Origin of the sequence: Collimonas pratensis, assembly GCF_001584185.1 — a bacterium.
Lineage (GTDB): Bacteria > Pseudomonadota > Gammaproteobacteria > Burkholderiales > Burkholderiaceae_D > Collimonas > Collimonas pratensis.
The window spans coordinates 3,661,897-3,680,387 of sequence record NZ_CP013234.1; the positions used below are offsets into that span (position 1 = coordinate 3,661,897).

An 18,491-nucleotide genomic window follows, 5' to 3' on the forward strand; every position below is an offset into this window, starting at 1 on the left:
CTATCTCGCCGGCTTCGGTTCAATCCGTGCGTTGTCCAGCCTAGCGCTGCATGGTTTCCCACACTTTTTGCAAGCGCTTGGCCGAGACAGGCATCGGCGTCTTCAACTCCTGCGCAAACAGCGAGACCCGCAACTCTTCCAGCAGCCAGCGGAATTCATTCATCTTCGGATCGGAATTCTTGCTGCCGCGGTCTTTTTGCGCGCGCTGCCATGGCGTGGCTACTTGTAGCCATTCCGCCAACAAACGTCCATCGCGGGTCGGATCTGCGCGCAATTTCTCCAACCTGACGTTGATCGCCTTCAGGTAGCGCGGGAAATGCGTCAGGTTGCCATAGTCGTTGTCGGCGATGAAACGCTTGCCGACCAGCGCCTGCAATTGCGACTGGATATCGGCCACCGCCTGCGCATGGCCTTTGGCCCCTTGCAGCTTCTTCGGCAAGCCGTGGTATTCGGCCAGGATCAGGCCGGCCAGCCGGGCAATTTCATTGCTCAGCAAACCTAGGCGCGACTTGCCTTCATCCTTGCGTTGCGCGAACTGCTCCGCATTCCGTGGCAAAGGCGTCTGCAGGCAGGCGCGTTCCAGGCCGGCGGAAATGATCTGGTCGCGCAACTCTTCCTGCGAACCGAGGGCAATGAACTGCATGCCCATCTGCTGCAGGCCCGGAATATTCTTTTCCAGGAATTTCAGCTGCTCTTTCAGCTGCAAGGCAAACAGACGGCGCAAGCCGAGGCGGTGGATGCGCGCCGCTTCGTTCGGATCGTCGAAGACTTCGAGGTCGCAATGGGTTGCCTTGTCCACCAGCGCCGGGAAGCCGATCAGGGTCTGCTTGCCTTGCTGGATTTCCAGCAGCTCCGGCAGTTCGCCGAAGGTCCAGCTGGTCAGCATGCTGTACTGGCCTGCTGGCTTGGCTGGCGCGGCGTCCGCTCCTTTGGCGGCGGGCTTGCCGGTGCCGGCTTTCTGCGTCCCCTGCTGCGCCGACACCTGTGCCGATACTTGTGGCACATCGCTGCTCACCACCGTGTTTTCCGCCAGCTTCTGGAAGCTTTCACGCGCCTGGCCGCCAAACTCGTCCTGCAAGGCCGACAGGTTGCGTCCCATGTCCAGCTGGCGCCCATGCTCGTCGACGATCTTGAAGTTCATCGAATGATGGGCCGGCAAGGTTTCCAGCTTGAAGTCGGTGCTGCGGGCAATCACCGTGGTTTCAGTGCGGATATCCGCCATCAGCGCATCCAGCAGATTGCCGTGGCCGAACACGTGGCGGGCCTGAATCCGTTCGCAGAAGCCTGCCGCATAATCCGGCAAAGGCACGCAGTTGCGGCGGATTTTCTGCGGCAGCGATTTCAGCAGCAGATGGACTTTCTCCTTCAGCATGCCGGCCACCAGCCAGTCGCAGCGGTCGGCATACACCTGGTTGAGCGCATACAGCGGCACCGTCAGGGTAACGCCGTCGCGCGGCGTGCCGGGCTCGAAGTGATACGACAAGCCCATCTCGATGCCTGCCACCCGCATCACTTTCGAGAACAGTTCGGTTGTGATCCCGGCAGCCTCATGCCGCATCAGCTCGTCGCGGTTGAGGAACAGCAGCTTGGGCGTCTGCAGGCTGACATCCTTGTGCCATTTTTCAAACGTGATGCCGTTGCAGATATCGGCCGGCAGCAGCTTGTCATAGAACGCTGCGATCAGTTCGTCGTCCACCAGCACGTCGAGGCGGCGCGACTTGTGCTCCAGGTTCTCGATCTCGCGAATCAGTTTCTGGTTGTGGGCGAAAAATGGCGCACGGGTATCGAACTCGCCGCCGACCAGCGCATCGCGGATGAAGATTTCGCGCGCTTCGGTCGGATTGATCAGACCGAAATTGATGCGCCGCTGGCTGTACACCACCAGCCCGTACAAGGTGGCGCGCTCGGACGCCGACACTTGCGCCGTGCGCTTTTCCCAGCGCGGCTCGCCATACGACTTCTTCAGCAGATGAGCGCCGACCTTTTCCAGCCATTCCGGCTGGATCTGGGCGATGCAGCGCGCATACAGGCGGCTGGTGTCGACCAGTTCGGCCGCCATCACCCACTTGCCCGCCTTCTTCAGCAAATGCGAACCCGGCCACAGGTAGAACTTGATGCCGCGCGCGCCGAGATAATGCGGATCGTCGTCGGCCTTGAAGCCGACGTTGCCGAGCAAGCCGGTGAGCAAGGCGCAATGCAATTGCTCGTAGGTGGCCGGCGCTTCATTCAGGCGCCAGCCCTGCTCGCGCACAATCGTCAGCAGCTGCGAATGGACGTCGCGCCATTCCCGCAGCCGCAGCTGCGAGAGGAAATTGGCGCGGCAATTATCCATCAGCTGGCGATTGGTTTTTTTGTGCTCGATGGCGTCTTCAAACCATTTCCAGATCTTCAGGTAGCTGAGGAATTCCGATTTTTCATCGGCGAATTTCTTGTGCGCCAGGTCGGCCGCGCCCTGCGCTTCCAGCGGCCGGTCGCGCGGATCCTGCACCGACAGCGCCGCCGCAATGATCAGCATCTCGCTCAGGCAGACATTGTCCAGTGCTGCCAGGATCATGCGGCCGACGCGCGGGTCCAGCGGCAGCTTGGCCAGCTGGCGCCCGGTCTTGGTCAGCTGGTTGTTGTCGTCCACTGCCCCCAGCTCTTGCAGCAGCTGGTAGCCGTCGGCGATGGCGCGGCCAGGTGGCGGTTCAATGAAGGGAAAGGTTTCGACATCGGTCAGGTGCAGCGACTTCATGCGCAGGATGACCGAAGCCAGCGACGAGCGCAGGATTTCCGGCTCGGTGAATTTCGGCCGCTGCAGGTAATCCTGCTCTTCATACAGACGGATGCAGACGCCTGCCGCCACCCGGCCGCAACGGCCGGCACGCTGGTTGGCGGCAGATTGCGCGATCGATTCGATCTGCAGCTGCTCGACCTTGTTCCTGTAGCTGTAGCGTTTTACGCGCGCCAGGCCGGCATCCACTACGTAGCGGATGCCCGGCACGGTGAGCGAGGTTTCGGCGACGTTGGTGGCCAGCACGATGCGCCGCGCGTTGGACGCCTTGAACACCCGCTCCTGCTCCTGCGCCGACAGGCGCGCAAACAAAGGCAGGATTTCGACATGGGCCGGATGGTGCTTGCGCAGCGCTTCGGCGGCGTCGCGGATTTCACGTTCGCCCGGCAGGAACACCAGCACGTCGCCGGAACCGATGCGCGCCAGCTCGTCGACGGCGTCGACCACGGCATCCATCAGATCGCGCTGTTCGCGGTCGCGCTGGGCCGCGCTCTGCGGCGCATTCGGCTTGGCCGCAGCAGGCGCGTTGGCTGGAGCGGTGCCGCTGCGATCGGCATTATCGACCGGACGGTAGCGCACTTCGACTTCATACAGGCGGCCGGACACCTCGATCACCGGCGCTGGCCGAGTATGCGTGCCATCGGCGCTGCCGAAATGGCGCGCAAAGCGGTCGGCATCGATGGTGGCCGAGGTGATGATCACTTTCAGGTCGGGCCGCTTGGGCAGCAGCTGCTTCAGGTAGCCCAGCAGGAAATCGATGTTCAGGCTGCGTTCGTGCGCTTCATCGATGATGATGGTGTCGTACTGGCGCAGCAAGGGGTCGGTCTGGGTCTCGGCCAGCAGGATACCGTCCGTCATCAGCTTGATCCAGGCGCCCTTGGTCAAGGTGTCGTTGAAACGCACCTTGTAGCCGACGTGTTCGCCCAGCGGCGAATTGAGTTCCTGGGCGATGCGCTTGGCGGTCGAGGACGCGGCAATCCGGCGCGGCTGGGTGTGGCCGATCATGCCGTGCAGGCCGCGGCCCAGCTCCAGGCAGATCTTCGGCAGCTGCGTGGTCTTGCCGGAGCCGGTTTCGCCGCAGACGATGATGACCTGGTTGGCGCTGAGGGCAGCAGAAATTTCCGCGCGCTTCCCCGAAACCGGCAGTTCCTCGGGGAAGACAATCGGCGGCAAGGGGTTGCGCTGCGGTGGCGTTATCTCGCGCGGGCGCGGTGATTTAATGGGTTCTGGTGTTGACATGAGGATGGGATTATACAGAGCGTCATCCATGGATGAGCATCTATGAGCATCTTATGGAGGCGCCAGCGGCCGCTGCCTGTGCGCTGGCCGATCCGGATATTGCCCCAGCAAAATTCTGGCTGGCAAAACAGAAGTAATATGCTAACCTAAATTTCCAAAAAGAAACAATCACTCTCCTGACAGCAATCAATCCGCGGCAAGCGGGTCCTGGCTGCCGGCCACCCTTTCACCGTGATGGAACGACCACATGAAGATTAACCTGCTGTTCGCCTTTAGCCTGCCGCTTTTGTCTGCCTGCGCCAGCAGCCCTGCCGATGCCGATGCTGACGCCGCGGCCAGTTCCGGGCCCAAGCAATATCTCACCGGTTCGATTATTCCTAGCCATGCGAAGAAAGCAAGCGGCGACCAGTCCAACGAGCCGCTGTTGCCTGCCAGTTACGGCAGCACGATCACGCCATACGTTGGCCCCGGAAACGGGCTTGTCCCCGGACGCTGAATGAGGTTCAAGAATTGACCTTGGTCGGCCGGCGCTTGAAGAAATCTATCGCATGCTGGCGCGTCTGGATGCCGTTCAGGGTCGTTGCCGGATCAAGGCCGAAGCGTCGCGCCGAGCCGCTCACCAGGCTTTTCTGCAGATCGTTGAGCGGCGTCGACATCGGCGGCGGCTGCCAATTTGCCGCCGGCACGGCAATTGACGGCAGATCGCCGCGTGCCGTCGCCAGCGTCAGCACCTGCTCCAGCGTCGGCGCCGCAGCGATGCGCTTGCTGGGCAACATGTCCGCCGGCGCTATCCCGATCCAGTCGCGCAAGGTCGCCAATATCGAAGTATGGTCGCAAGGGACGCCGCTGCCGGAGCGAAATACCGTGCCCGCGGCGATATAGGGCGACACCAGTACCGCAGGCACACGCACGCCGAAACGGTCAAATCCGAAACCGCCGTCGCCCGGCGCACTAGCGGCGTCCGGCGGCTGCGCGCCCGCTGGCGGCAAGACATGATCGTAGCAGCCGCCATGCTCGTCATAGGTAATGATCAGCAAGGTCCGGTTCCAGCCCGGAGAGGTGCTGACTGCCGTCCAGATCTCGTGCAGGAAGGCCTCGCCCGCCTGGACATCGTGCGGCGGATGCTGGTCGTTCGGCTGCAGCATGAAGCAGGGCTCGATGAAGCTGTAGGCCGGCAGCGTGTCGCAGGCGCAGGCATCGACAAATTCGGTGAAACGGCTGAAGTGCGCATTCAATAGCGGATCCCACAGCTTGGGAAACATGGTGCGCGTCAGCGACGGCGTCAGCAGCGTATCGCTGTATACCGACCAGCTGCTGCCAATCGCTTGCAGCACGTTGTAGATGGTCGGCACATCCCAAGCGAAGGGATCCGGCGGACTGCCGTTGTTGATGCGGCCGTTGGAGGTGCCGGCGTGCGCGAAAGCGCGATTCGGCCAGGTCTGGCTGGGCACCGGCGCAAACCAGGCGTCGGACACCGCATATTGCCGCGCCAGCGCCGCCAGCACCGGAATCTGACAGCAGTCATGGCACTGCATGACCTGGGTGGCGTCGGCGGTGTTGGTGGTGGCGTAGTTGACGACGAAGCCCTGCATCGGCCAGGACGGCGCCGCAGCCGGGGCCTGCGGGCCGTACAGCTGATAGCTCACGTTATCGAAGGTTTCCTCCGGGTCCGGATCGGGTATGGTGCCGCAAACAGTACCGCGCCCGACCATCGCCTTTTGCGGCGGATCGCCGCAGAAATAGCCGGCATTCACCGGGTTCCACATATCGGCATGCAGGCCGTCAAACTGCCTGGCGCTGTTGTTTGGCAAGACCACGGCGGGCGCGCTGCCGTCCGCATACAGCCAGCCCAGCATATTGTCGAGCGAACGGTTTTCCAGCATGACCACCACGATGTGCTCGACCTGCGGCAGGATCTTTCCCATGAGCATCCCCTTTTGGAGGAGTGTAGTACGCCCCCGGCCAAGATCAAGAAAACGGCCCGGCACCTGACATAAATGGCAGTGAAATCAATGCCATTTCGACACTGAACAGCGCCGCCGGCCATGCCGTCAGACGCCCGAAAAAGGGCTGCCGCCCCCTCACATACGTTATAATCGCGGGTTATTGGAAGCAAATACCGCCCGCACAGCGGCGGTAGCCAGGCTTGCCTTTTTCCCGTACCTCTATTTATCAAGGCAGGCGGCCGAGACCGCCTGAACCACGCATCATGCAAGAACCCGTTTCCGAGCAGCCGGAAGTTACCGGCGTTGACGCTGGCGCGGCCGATAGCGCCGACACCATCGCCCACAATGTCTCCGTCGAGCAGATCGCCAGCGAAGTGGCGCGCCGCCGCACCTTCGGCATCATTTCTCACCCGGACGCCGGCAAAACCACGCTGACTGAAAAACTGCTGCTGTTTTCCGGCGCGATCCAGCTGGCAGGCACCGTCAAGGGCCGCAAGAGCGGCCGCCATGCGACCTCGGACTGGATGGACATCGAAAAGCAGCGCGGCATTTCGGTCGCCAGCTCGGTCATGCAGTTCGAGTACCGCGACCACGTGGTCAACCTGCTCGACACCCCGGGCCACCAGGACTTCTCGGAAGATACCTACCGCGTGCTGACCGCGGTCGACTCGGCGCTGATGGTGATCGACGCCGCCAAGGGCGTGGAAACGCAGACCATCAAGCTGCTCAACGTCTGCCGCATGCGCAACACGCCGATCATCACCTTGATGAACAAGATGGACCGCGAAACCCGCGATCCGCTGGAATTGCTGGACGAGCTGGAATCGGTGCTGAAGATCCAGTGCGCGCCGGTGACCTGGCCGATCGGCATGGGCAAGACTTTCCGCGGCGTGTATCACCTGCTGCGCGACGAGATCCTGCTGTTCGCCGCCGGCAGCGACAAGGCCGACCAGACCTTTGAAGTCATCAAGGGCATCGACAATCCGCGCCTGGATGAAATGTTCCCGCGCGAAATCGAACAGCTGCGCATGGAAGTCGAACTGGTGCACGGCGCCTCGCATCCGTTTGACCAGGAAGCCTTCCTGGCCGGCGTGCAGACCCCGGTCTTCTTCGGCTCCGCCATCAACAACTTCGGTATCCGCGAAATCCTCAATGCGCTGATCGACTGGGCGCAGCCGCCTGGCTCACGCGACGCCACCGTGCGCACCGTGGAACCGAAGGAAGCCAGTTTCTCCGGCTTCGTTTTCAAGATCCAGGCCAATATGGACCCGGCCCACCGTGACCGCATCGCTTTCCTGCGCGTCTGCTCCGGCCACTTCCAGCGCGGCATGAAGATCAAGCATTTGCGTCTGAATCGCGACATCAAGGTCTCCAGCGTGGTGACCTTCATGGCGTCCAGCCGCGAACAGGTGGAAGAAGCCTACGCCGGCGACATCATCGGCTTGCCCAACCACGGCAACATGCAGATCGGCGACAGCTTCTCCGAAGGCGAGCTGCTGCAGTTCACCGGCATCCCCTACTTCGCGCCGGATTTCTTCCGCTCGGTGCGGATCCGCAATCCGCTCAAGATCAAGCAGCTGCACAAGGGCTTGCAGCAGCTCGGCGAAGAAGGCGCGATCCAGGTATTCAAGCCGGTCACCAGCAGCGACCTGGTGCTGGGCGGGGTCGGCGTGCTGCAGTTTGAAGTGGTGGCCAGCCGTCTGCTCAATGAGTATGGCGTCGACGCCGTGTTCGAAGGCACCAGCATCAGCAGCGCGCGCTGGGTTACCTGCGAGGACAAGAAGATCCTGGCCGATTTCGAGAAATCCACGGCCGGCAACAATCTCGCTTACGACGCCGCCGGCAACCTGGCTTACCTGGCTACTTCCGGCGTCAACCTGCGCCTGACGCAGGAGCGCTGGCCGCTGGTGGTGTTTCATGAGACCCGGGAGCATGCGGCCAAGCTGGGCTAAGCCGGCAAGCTGCAGATGTAAAAAAGGAGATGCGATTGCATCTCCTTTTTTTATGCAGGGTGGGCATCAATGCCCACGCGAAATCTAGCTCGCCTGGTCGGGCTAACCCGACAGGGTGGGCAATAAATTGCCCACCCTACAAATTACGCGTGATCGCGCTGGTCCGCCTGCGCCACCGCCGCGTCGTGCACAGCCAGTTCCTGATCCGCATCGACGGCCTTGCCATCCAGCTGACGGTGTAGCTGCTCTTCATCCAGCTCGCCGGTCCATTTCGCCACCACCAGCGTCGCTACGCCATTGCCGATGGTGTTGGTCAGCGCGCGCGCTTCCGACATGAAACGGTCGATGCCGAGGATCAGCGCCAGGCCGGCCACAGGTACGTGACCGACGGCGGACAAGGTCGCCGCCAGCACGATGAAGCCGCTGCCGGTCACGCCTGCCGCGCCCTTGGAAGTCAGCAGCAGGACCGCCAGCAGAGTCAGCTGCTGCATCAGCGACATCGGCGTATCGGTCGCCTGGGCAATGAAGACCGCGGCCATGGTCAGGTAGATCGAGGTGCCGTCCAGGTTGAAGGAATAACCGGTCGGGATCACCAGGCCGACCACCGACTTCTTGGCGCCGAGGTTTTCCAGCTTGCCCATCAGACGCGGCAGCACCGATTCCGACGACGACGTGCCGAGTACGATCAGCAGTTCTTCCTTGATGTACTTGACGAACTTCCAGACGCTGAAGCCGTGCACCCTGGCGACCACGCCCAGTACGCCGAAGATGAACAGCAAACAGGTCAGGTAGAAAGCACCCATCAGCTGGCCCAGCGACAGCAAGGAGCCGACGCCGTATTTGCCGATGGTGAAAGCCATCGCGCCGAAGGCGCCGATCGGTGCGACCTTCATGATCAGGCCGACCATGCCGAACAGCACATGCGAGAATTTTTCGATGAAATCGAACACCAGCGTGCCGCGGCCGCCGAATTTATGCAGCGAGAAACCGAACAGTATCGCGATCAGCAGCACCTGCAGGATCTCGTTCTTGGCGAAGGCGTCGATCATGCTGCTCGGGATGATGTGGAAGAAGAAGTCGACCGTCGACTCCATCTTGCCCGGGCCGGTGTAGGCAGCGAGGCTCTTGGTATCGAGCGAGCTCAGGTCGACGTGCATGCCGGTGCCCGGATGCCAGACGTTGACCACCACCAGGCCGAGGATCAGCGCCACCGTGCTCATGATTTCAAAGTACAGCAAGGCCAGGCCGCCGGTCTTGCCGACTTTCTTCATGTCTTCCATGCCGGCGATGCCGATCACCACGGTGCAGAAAATCACCGGCGCGATGATCATCTTGATCAGTTTGATGAAACCGTCGCCGAGCGGCTTCATGGCGGCTCCGGTTTCCGGATAGAGATGTCCCAGCACGACGCCGATCACGATGGCGGTCAATACCTGTACATAGAGTGATTTGTAGAGCGCTGGTTTTGCCATTTGTCCTCTCCGATTAGATTACGTTCTTTTTAGAATATCGCCGCGGCCCGATGATGGCCTCGACCTTGATCTTACTGCCTTGCGCTGCATCCTGTTGCTAAAGCTATGTATATCTTTGCAGTTTCCATCCGCTGCATCCTCCCCGATGCCGCCAAACGAAAGATGGAAAAAGAGCGCAACTTTAGCTGATAACGCTACCACCGCTCAAGTTATTTAAGCGCATCGGCAGGAAATTGCATTTTGTGCAATCATCTTGCAGTGCACCACTCGAAATGGCGACTCTGAATATAATTGCATTCTGTGCCGTATTGCTCTTCAAGTAAATTCCAGCATGGGATATTTGACAAGCGGGGCTCGAGATAACCTTGTCACAATGTACGTGTATCTTGAATCGTCAAAGCGTGTGCCTTGAATTGCCATTTAAGCAATCCAGCAGTTGCGGCGCAAGCCGGAACGCGGCTCCACACGGGAGATGGAAAGTAGTGGCAACCTTTCGCTTGTTTAAGCTGTCAGAGACAAGCCGTACAGCAGGTCTTTTCATAACGAGGAAGATATATGACTGAAAACGAAGTCCGCAAAAATGCTTTTGCGATGCCCATCCACAATCCGGCCTTTCCGCCCGGCCCTTATCGCTTCGTTGACCGCGAATTCCTGATCATTACCTACCGCACCGATCCGGAAGCGCTCAGGAAAATCATCCCGGAACCGCTGCAGTTCATCGAACCCATCGTCAAATTCGAATTCATCAAGATGCCGGACTCCACCGGCTTCGGTCATTACTGCGAATCGGGCCAGGTGATTCCAGTCACGCTGAACGGCGTCGCCGGCGGCTATGTGCACAGCATGTATCTGAACGATCACCCGCCGATCGCCGGCGGCCGTGAACTGTGGGGCTTCCCCAAGAAACTCGGCAGCCCGGAGTTGCAGGTCCATACCGACACCCTGATGGGCACGCTCGACTACAGCGACTTCCGCATCGCCACCGGCACCATGGGCTACAAGCACAAGACGCTCGACAACGACGTCATCAAGAAATCGCTGGAAACACCTGCCTTCCTTCTGAAAATCATTCCGCATGTCGACGGCAGCCCGCGCATCTGCGAACTGGTACAGTACAGCCTGACCGACATCACCGTTAAAGGCGCCTGGAGCGGCCCTGGCGCGCTCGACCTGCATCCGCATGCGTTGGCGCCTATCGCCGACCTGCCGGTACTGGAAGTCATCTCCGCAGTACACATTTTGTCTGACCTGACTTTGCCGTTAGGCACAGTCGCTTACGATTATCTTGCCAAGTAACCAAAAAGGAATAGCCATGTCACTCAAAGATAAAGTTGCACTGATCACCGGTTCCGCCAGCGGCATCGGCAAGGAAATCGCCATTGAATACGCACGCGCCGGCGCCAAGGTCGTGATCGCCGACCTGCAGCTCGATGCCGCCACCGCCACCGCCAATGAAATCACGCAATCTGGCGGGATCGCCATGGCAGTCGCCATGAACGTCACCGACGAAGCGCAGGTCGACAAAGGCATCGCCGACACTGTCGCCGCCTACGGCAGCATCGACGTCCTGATCAGCAATGCCGGGATCCAGATCATCGCCCCTATCGTCGACTCGACCTTGGATAACTGGAAAAAAATGCTGGCGATCCACCTCGACGGCGCCTACCTGACTACCCGCGCGGCAATGCGCGAAATGATCAAGAAGGGCAACGGCGGTTCCATCATTTACATGGGCTCGGTCCACTCGCACGAAGCATCGCCGCTGAAGGCGCCGTACGTCACTGCCAAGCACGGTCTGATCGGCCTGGCCAAGGTGGTGGCCAAGGAAGGCGCCAAAGACAAGATCCGCGCCAATGTCATCTGCCCGGGTTTCGTCCGCACCCCGCTGGTAGAAAAGCAGATCCCTGAGCAAGCCAAGGAACTCGGCATCACCGAAGACCAGGTGGTCAAGACTGTCATGCTAAAAGATACCGTGGATGGCGAATTCACCACCGTCCATGATGTTGCTCAGACGGCGATTTTCCTCGGTGGCTTCGAATCCAACGCGCTGACCGGCCAATCGATCGTGGTCAGCCACGGCTGGTTCATGCAGTAATCGTCACGCCCTTGCAGTCATTGACGTGAACAAGAAGGCAAGAAAATATTCTTGCCTTTTTTTATCGGCAGGCTGCAGACACCGAACCTGGAATTCATCTTGAGTGCTTCTTATCATCTGTACCGGACAGTCCGGCTGCTGCGGCTGAAACTCTGCTGCCTGTTGCTGCTGGCCGGCGGCCAGGCCGTGCTGGCAAAGAACATCCCCGCCAAAGCGCCCGCACCGGCGCCGGCATTCGCCACCAGGCAGGCGGCGCTGGCCGCGCTGCCGCCGCTGATGCTGTGGGTATGGGAACGTCCGGACGACACCCGTTCCTGGCTTGCCAACAGCACCCGGGCCTCAAAGTCCGCCGAAGCGGGCGATGCCGCCGGCGCCGATTTGCAAGCGCAGCGCATAGGCGTCGCCGCGCTGGATAGCACCGTGCTGCTGCGCGACGGCAGCGCCACCGTATGGCGCCGCCAGCAAGCGCTGCGCCTGCCGCCGGAATGGTCGGCGGCTGGCCGCTTGCTGCCGAAAGCGCCGCTAGTCACCATCGTCCATGTCGACATGGCGTCCGGCGCCCACAAGCCGCAGCTCAACGAGCGGCAAAAGCAGACCATCGTCAGGGCCGTCACGGCGGCGGCGAAACGCAGCCCGAGCCAGGTGGTACAGCTGGATTTTGAAGTCATGCACAGCCAGAAACCGTTCCTGGCCGACGTCATCAGGCGCAGCCGGGCCGCGCTGCCGGAGAATGTCGCGCTGTCGCTCACGGCGCAGCCGTCCTGGTGCGTAGGCGATGCCTGGTTGGCCGACCTGCCGGTCGACGAAGTGGTGCCGATGGCCTTCCGCATGACTGGGGATGTCAAGCGCACGCAGGAAATCCTGATCCACGACGGCCGCTTTCCGCGCCCGGAATGCCAGCCGAGCCTAGGGCTGGCGCTGAACGAGCAGCCGTGGCCGGACAAGCTGCGCAGCCAGCGCCTTTACCTGTTCAACCGCGCGGCCTGGTCGGTCACGCCGATGGCAAGCTGGTCGGTGCGGCTGGGGGCGTTTTTACCGTAGAGCCGGAGATTTTCAGGTCAGTTTCACTGCTGCCGCCCGCAGTGGGCGGTATATCCCGGCAATGAGATGGAGGCAGACGCTTATCCGGCGTCAAAGGTGCGTGGCGCCGGATACACCTTCACCAGCACGATACGCGGGCCGTTCATTTTCTTGACCACTATATCGAAGCCGTCGAACGCTATCTTCTGCCCTTCGTGCGGCAGATCCCCCAGCTTGGCCATGATCAGGCCGCCGACCGAGTCGACGTCTTCGTCGCCGTCGATGACGACGTCGATGCCGAGGATGCGCTCGAGGCTGAAAATCGGCAGGCTGCCCTTGCCCAGCAAGGTGCCGTCGTCGAGGCGGCTCCATTCATTGTCGTTGCGGCGGAATTCGTCACGGATCTCGCCCACCATCGCGCCCAGTATGTTGTCGAGCGTGATGAAACCTTCCGGCTTGCTGCCCTTCTTGCCGATGATGGCGAAGTGCGGTGCGCCGGTACGGAAGCGGCGGAACAGCTCCAATGCCGGCATGCGCGGCGAGACGTATTCCACCGGACGCAGGAAGGCGTTCAGGCTGTCGATCGGCTTGCCCTCTTGCTGGGCGATGAACAAATCCTTGAGATGGATCACGCCCAGCACATTGACCCCGCTCTGGTCGAAGAATGGGTAGCGGCTGAAGCGGTGGCGATAGATGGTCTGCAGGTTTTCCTGCAGGCTGGCGGCCTGGTGCAGCGCAGTGATCTCATTGATCGGGCGCATCAGGTCGGACACCTCCAGTTCGCTGAAGTCGAGCGACTGCGCCAGCACGTTCCACTCGTCGCGGTTGAATTTTTCGCCGGCGTGGCTGCCGCGCAGGATCAGCTTCAACTCATCGGCAGAGTACTGCGAGTCGTGGCCATGGGCGCCGGCCAGGCCGGCCATGCGCAAGATCCAGTTGGCGCTGGCGTTCAGCGCCCAGATGGCGGGATACATGGCCCAGTAAAAACCGTACAGCGGCAAGGCGCACCAGAGGCCGATGACTTCCGGGTTACGGATAGCGACGGTCTTCGGCGCCAGTTCGCCGATCACGATGTGCAGGAAGGAAATCAGGAAGAAGGCGAAGAAAAACGAGACGCCATGTATCAGTTCCGGCGAGCTGATGCCGAGCAGGCCGAACAACGGCTGCAACAAGCTGGCGAAAGCCGGTTCGCCGATCCAGCCGAGGCCGAGCGAAGCAAGAGTGATGCCGAGTTGGCAGGCGGACAGATAGGCGTCCAACTGGCGGTGCACGATGGCCAGGATGCGGCCGCGCAAGCCTTGGGTCTTGGCGATGGCGCGGATGCGCGTCTGGCGTAATTTGACTAAACCAAATTCGGCAGCAACGAAGAAACCGTTGAGTGCTACCAAGAATAATGCTGCAATAACCAATAGCAGGTTGTTCAATGAATCTCTTTCACAGGTAATGACGGACCACTAGTATAGGCGAGCATGGCCATTTCGACAAAATCGGTGTTGTTAGAAGTTAGTGGGCCTGTTTGACAAAAGAACAAAGCCCGTCAATAAAAATGGGGCAGAGTCATTTACGCGACATCAGCGCATAAAACCCTGCCCCACTCGGGCGCCGCACAGCGTCGGCGCCGGTCGGTTGTTTCCGCTACAGCGTAGTCGCCAGCGCACACTGCCGGTAATGTTCGGCCGCCAGTTCCGGTTGCTCGATCGCTTCATGCAGCTGTCCCAGCCGCAGATGGGCTTCGCGCACTGTCGCCGGCGCTACCGCATCCGACAGGGCCTGTTCCAGGTGACGCTGCGCCTTGCCCCACAATTTCTGCTTGAAGCAGAAGCTACCCAAGGTCAGCGCCAGTTCGGCATCGTTGGGTGCTTTGGCGGTCCACTGTTCGCAATGCTCGATCTGCGCCAGCAGCGCCGGCGTGGCTTCGGCGGCGACCGCGTCGCGGTAGGTTGCCAGCAAGCGCGGATCCCATTCGGTCGCCATGGATTTCTCGACGATGGCGCGCGCTTCGGCGTGCAAGCCGCATTTGTTGAAGGCGCTGGCGCCGCGCATGGCGATGAACGGCTTGATGCGGTCTTCGCTTGGCACAGTAGCCCACAAACGCGTGATCGATTCGGCGTCGTGCGCATCGTCCGACAGCAAACCGTCATAGGCCAGCTCGCGCAGACGGGTCGACAAGGCCGGATGCAAGGCATCGTGCTTGTTCAGGGTGCGCACCAGGCGCAGCACTTCCGGCCAGTTCTTGGCTTGCTGGTTAGCCTTCAGCGCCAGCCGCAAGGCGTGGATATGGCGCGTGCCGCGGGCGTTCAGCTCGCTCACAGCTTGCAGCGCGGCCTGCGATTTGTGCTCGTCCACCAGCAGATCCAGGGTTGTGATCAGGCGTGCGGTTTTCAACGGCTCGTCGTCCTCGATGCTGGCCAGCCAGATGTCGCGCCGCTCGGGTTGCCCCATGCGATGCGCGGCGCGGGCGCCGATCAGCGCCGCCACCCCCAGGTTGTCCTGCAGTTCGGCGGCGCGCGTGGCGGCCTTTTCCGCCTGGCCGAAACGGCCTTCAAACAGCGATTTGAGGGAGTCGCGCAAGGCGTTGTTGGCCGTCGTCTCGCGTTTATGGCGGCGATAGCCGATCACGCGCGCCGGCAGTTTCTGGGTCACCCGGATCGTGCGGATCACCACGTACAGGATGATGAACAGGATCAGCAGCAGGACGACGAAGAAATTCAGCGACAGGTCGATCCGATAAGGTGGGAAAAACAGCACCACGTTACCGGGGTTGTAACGCGCCAACACAGCCAGGCCGATGGCGACCGCAAACAGAGCTACAAGCCGGAGAAAGAATCGCATATGACTATGGCTTGCCTTTGTAAGTACGGATCGCCGCCGGGCTATCCAGCGCCGGCATGGTGATCGAAAGATTGCTGTTCTGAACCTGCTTCAGCATGGTCTGCACGGTCTGCGTCTGTTTGGCGCGGGTGTCGAAATACTTGGTAATGGTTTCCTGCGCCGCGATCAGATCGCTGCGGAAAGCCGATTCATTGCGCGACAACAGGCCCAGGCGCGCATTCAGCAAGCGCAGCTTCAGGTTTTCCCGGGCGTAATAGGCCTGGGTCGGCGACAGCAGCAAGGCATCCGGCGTGGCGACCGTGCGCACCCGTATCAGTTGGCTGATTTCAGTCCACATTTCCGAGCTCCAGCTTTGCCAGGCGTCGTGCATGCGGTTTTTCCAGTCGGTCACGGCGGCATCGGTGGCGGCTTGCGACTTGGCGATGTTCGTATTAACTGCGGCATTGGCGGCAGCCTTGGCCGGCTTGACCTTGCCGTCGGCAGGCGCCTGGTTGCTCGGCTGGCTGACGCCGAACACCGGCTTTTCATCCGACAGCAGCGGCATGCTGTCGATCTGGCCAATGATGCTGTCGAGACGCACGGCGATGCCGGTCACGTCCAACGTCGGCAAGGCCTTGAGCTTTTCGATGTCGCTGGCGATGGCGCGGCGGACGATGATGAACTGCGGCTTGTCGGAACGCGACAGGGTTTTGTCGGCATTCTGCAAGGCGATCAGGGCGCCCTGCACGTTGCCGGCCAGCTGCAGCTGCTGGCTGGCGGTCGACAGCGTTCCTTCGACTTCTGACAAGGCTTGCTCATCGCCATTTTTCGACAGATCCTTGTACAACTGCTCGAGCGCCAGTTGCTGGCTCTGCGATTCCAGCTGCTTGCTCTCCAGCACGCTGACCTTGCCTTGCAGCTCCTTGGTGCCATCCTGCACCGACTTCACCAGCACCTTGGTTTCGGTATTGCTGCTGTCGCCGACTTGCAGGCGGCGCGCGATTTCCTGGCGCAGCTTGTTGTTTTCGTTATGCATCGCCCACCACTGGCCGGCCAGCAGCAGCGCCAGCAGCAGCAAAGCCAGGTACACCAGGCCGAGCTTGCCGCCACGGCTTTTGCCGCTATTGACCGCATACGGCTGCAGCACCGGCTGCGCTCCCGAGGACGGCGACGTCGCCGCACTGGCGGCAGGACCAGCGGACTGGTTCAATTCTGGAGTGGGTATCGATTCGTTCATAGCGGGAATTGTAACGCGGCTAGCAGCCGTTCGTCGCCTGAGCCGGTGAGAGTAACCTCGCTAAATCCAAGCGCATGTGCAGATTCGGCAATACGGGCATGTGGCACAAGGAGATGCTGCTGTTGGATTTTTGCAACACCGCTGCCGCTTTCGACCTGCCGCACCAGGTCCAGCAGGTGCCGCAAGGCCTCCGAACTGGTGACGATCCAGTCGTTTTGGCTGTTGAGCAATTGCAGCAAGCGGATTTTTCCCTCCGCATCCAGCGCCGGCGCCTGGCGCCGATAAGCGGCAACCGCCTGCACCTTGATGCCTGCCGCCAGCAAGGCGTCGGCAAAAAAATCGCGCCCGCTCTCGCCGCGCACCAGCAACACCGGGGCTGTGCGCAGGGAGTCCAGGTCGAGCGCCTGCAGCAAGCCTTCCGAATCGGTGCGCGCCAGGTCGGGCGGACTGAAGATGGTGGTGTTTTGCGCCGTCAGACCATATTGCGCCAAGGCTGCCCGGCTCCCCTCGCCGACGATGCCGATCGCCACCTGCGGCGGCCAGGCGGGAATGAAACGCATGGCGGCGTCGATCGCATTTGGACTGACAAACACCACCAGCGCGTAGCTGGTTAGCTGCGCCAGCACTGCTTGCAAAGGCGCGCTGTCGTTCAGCGGCAGGATTTCCAGCAAGGGGAACACAATCGCCTGGCGGCCGCGCGCCGTAATCTGCTGCGCCAGCGCCGTGGCTTGCGCCGCCGGCCTGGTGACGATGACAGGATGCAAGGTTGGGCTAGGCATCCCGGCAAAGTGCGAGGATTGCCGCCGCGCCTTGCGCCGCCAGCTGTTCGGCAATCTTTCCACCCAGCGCCTGCGGCGCATCGGCAGCGCCGCTGGCATCGGCAGTCACGACATGCTTGCCGTCCGGCGTGCCGATCATGGCGCGCAGGCGCATCTGGGCGCCGTCGATGGTAGCAAAAGCCGCCAACGGGATCTGGCAGCTGCCGCCAAAAGCGCGCGACAAAGTGCGTTCCGCCGTCACTGCCTGCGCGGTCGGCAAATGATTCAGGGGCGCCAGGATGTGCTGCAGATCGGCGCGGTCTTCACAGATTTCAATCGCCATCGCGCCCTGCCCCGGCGCCGGCAAGCTTTGCTCCGGCTCGATCAGCGCCTTGATGCGTTGCGCCAGGCCCAGCCGTTTCAGCCCGGCCGCAGCCAGGATGATGGCGGCGTACTCGCCGCGGTCCAGCTTGGCCAGCCGGGTATCGAGGTTGCCGCGCAAAGGCTTGATCTGCAGATGCGGGAAGCGCGCAGCGATCAGCGCCTGACGGCGCAGGCTGCTGGTGCCGACCACGGCGCCGGCCGGCAATTGGTCCAGCCCGGCATAGTCGTTGGAGACGAAAGCGTCGCGCGGATCTTCCCGCTCCAGCACTGCGCTCAGCACAAAACCCTGCGGCAGGTCCATAGGCATGTCTTTCAGCGAATGCACCGCCAGGTCGGCGCGGCCTTCCGCCATCGCCACTTCCAGTTCCTTCACGAACAACCCCTTGCCGCCCACTTTCGACAAGGTGCGGTCAAGAATTTGATCGCCGCGGGTGGTCATGCCGAGGATTTCTATATTACAGTCTGGATATAATGCAGATAAGCGCGCACGTACGTGTTCCGCTTGCCACATGGCGAGACGGCTTTCACGCGATGCAATGATCAACTTGGAGGGGGAGGATAATTTCGACACAGGTTCTTTCAGGTATTAGCCATGCATCTTGATGCAGCAGACGTCGCCGGACCAGAGTTATCTGACCGCCAACAAGCCATATCAAAAATGCCCAACGAAATGCGTTGCGAAATGCATTGTTTCCGCTGTGGATTTTAACATGTGCCCCCTGTAGCCTCAGTTGTACATCCTATATCGGAATGGTTATATCGCAAGCGTATGGCCCTTGGTAACTGTTACACGCCCTTCGTCCC

At 61.2% G+C, this 18,491-nt stretch carries 13 protein-coding genes; 5 read left to right on the forward strand and 8 right to left on the reverse strand.

From position 1 onward, the window contains the following. Positions 1–40: 40 nt before the first annotated feature. Complete coding sequence (gene hrpA, locus CPter91_RS16410) at positions 41–4,012, reverse strand: ATP-dependent RNA helicase HrpA (RefSeq protein ID WP_061946331.1); 3,972 nt, start codon at positions 4,010–4,012, stop codon at positions 41–43. A 247-nt stretch (positions 4,013–4,259) separates the two neighbouring features. Between hrpA and CPter91_RS16415 the strand changes: the two genes are divergently transcribed. Then, positions 4,260–4,508 carry a hypothetical protein gene (locus tag CPter91_RS16415; protein WP_061942063.1) on the forward strand — a complete coding sequence of 83 codons (249 nt, stop codon included), beginning with the start codon at positions 4,260–4,262 and terminating at the stop codon, positions 4,506–4,508. A gap of 7 nt (positions 4,509–4,515) precedes the next feature. On the opposite strand, the gene CPter91_RS16420 is transcribed toward CPter91_RS16415, so the two are convergent. Further along, positions 4,516–5,937: an alkaline phosphatase family protein gene (locus CPter91_RS16420; protein WP_061946333.1), complete on the reverse strand. Its 1,422-nt coding sequence runs from the start codon at positions 5,935–5,937 to the stop codon at positions 4,516–4,518. Positions 5,938–6,221: 284 nt separating this feature from the next. Between CPter91_RS16420 and CPter91_RS16425 the strand changes: the two genes are divergently transcribed. After that, the gene (locus CPter91_RS16425) at positions 6,222–7,910 is read left to right on the forward strand and encodes a peptide chain release factor 3 (RefSeq protein WP_061942065.1); all 1,689 of its coding nucleotides are present in this window, start codon (positions 6,222–6,224) and stop codon (positions 7,908–7,910) included. A 143-nt stretch (positions 7,911–8,053) separates the two neighbouring features. Here the strand turns inward: CPter91_RS16425 and CPter91_RS16430 are convergent, their stop codons facing one another. Beyond that, positions 8,054–9,382: a dicarboxylate/amino acid:cation symporter gene (locus CPter91_RS16430; RefSeq protein WP_061942067.1), complete on the reverse strand. Its 1,329-nt coding sequence runs from the start codon at positions 9,380–9,382 to the stop codon at positions 8,054–8,056. Between the two features lie 555 nt (positions 9,383–9,937). On the opposite strand from CPter91_RS16430, the gene CPter91_RS16435 reads away from it, so the two are divergent. Genes CPter91_RS16435 through CPter91_RS16445 form a run of 3 tightly spaced genes read left to right on the forward strand, consistent with a single transcriptional unit; the run spans position 9,938 to position 12,518 of the window. After that, on the forward strand, positions 9,938–10,678 hold the full coding sequence (locus CPter91_RS16435) for an acetoacetate decarboxylase (protein WP_061942070.1): 741 nt from the start codon (positions 9,938–9,940) through the stop codon (positions 10,676–10,678). Positions 10,679–10,694: 16 nt separating this feature from the next. Next, a complete protein-coding gene (locus CPter91_RS16440) occupies positions 10,695–11,477 on the forward strand; it encodes a 3-hydroxybutyrate dehydrogenase (RefSeq protein WP_061942072.1) in 783 nt (260 codons plus the stop codon). Positions 11,478–11,528: 51 nt separating this feature from the next. Then, positions 11,529–12,518 (forward strand): hypothetical protein, encoded by a 990-nt coding sequence (locus tag CPter91_RS16445; protein ID WP_061942074.1) that lies wholly within the window; start codon positions 11,529–11,531, stop codon positions 12,516–12,518. Between the two features lie 80 nt (positions 12,519–12,598). On the opposite strand, the gene CPter91_RS16450 is transcribed toward CPter91_RS16445, so the two are convergent. From CPter91_RS16450 to hemC, 5 genes are all read right to left on the reverse strand, one after another. Beyond that, on the reverse strand, positions 12,599–13,921 hold the full coding sequence (locus tag CPter91_RS16450) for a hemolysin family protein (protein ID WP_061942075.1): 1,323 nt from the start codon (positions 13,919–13,921) through the stop codon (positions 12,599–12,601). A 211-nt stretch (positions 13,922–14,132) separates the two neighbouring features. Then, the gene (locus CPter91_RS16455) at positions 14,133–15,329 is read right to left on the reverse strand and encodes a heme biosynthesis protein HemY (protein ID WP_061942077.1); all 1,197 of its coding nucleotides are present in this window, start codon (positions 15,327–15,329) and stop codon (positions 14,133–14,135) included. A 4-nt stretch (positions 15,330–15,333) separates the two neighbouring features. Further along, complete coding sequence (locus CPter91_RS16460; RefSeq protein ID WP_061942079.1) at positions 15,334–16,545, reverse strand: uroporphyrinogen-III C-methyltransferase; 1,212 nt, start codon at positions 16,543–16,545, stop codon at positions 15,334–15,336. After that, on the reverse strand, positions 16,542–17,324 hold the full coding sequence (locus CPter91_RS16465; protein WP_061942081.1) for a uroporphyrinogen-III synthase: 783 nt from the start codon (positions 17,322–17,324) through the stop codon (positions 16,542–16,544). The genes CPter91_RS16460 and CPter91_RS16465 overlap by 4 nt, the downstream gene beginning before the upstream one ends. After that, the gene (hemC, locus tag CPter91_RS16470) at positions 17,317–18,258 is read right to left on the reverse strand and encodes a hydroxymethylbilane synthase (protein WP_082792923.1); all 942 of its coding nucleotides are present in this window, start codon (positions 18,256–18,258) and stop codon (positions 17,317–17,319) included. The genes CPter91_RS16465 and hemC overlap by 8 nt, the downstream gene beginning before the upstream one ends. Between the last annotated feature and the right edge of the window lie 233 nt (positions 18,259–18,491).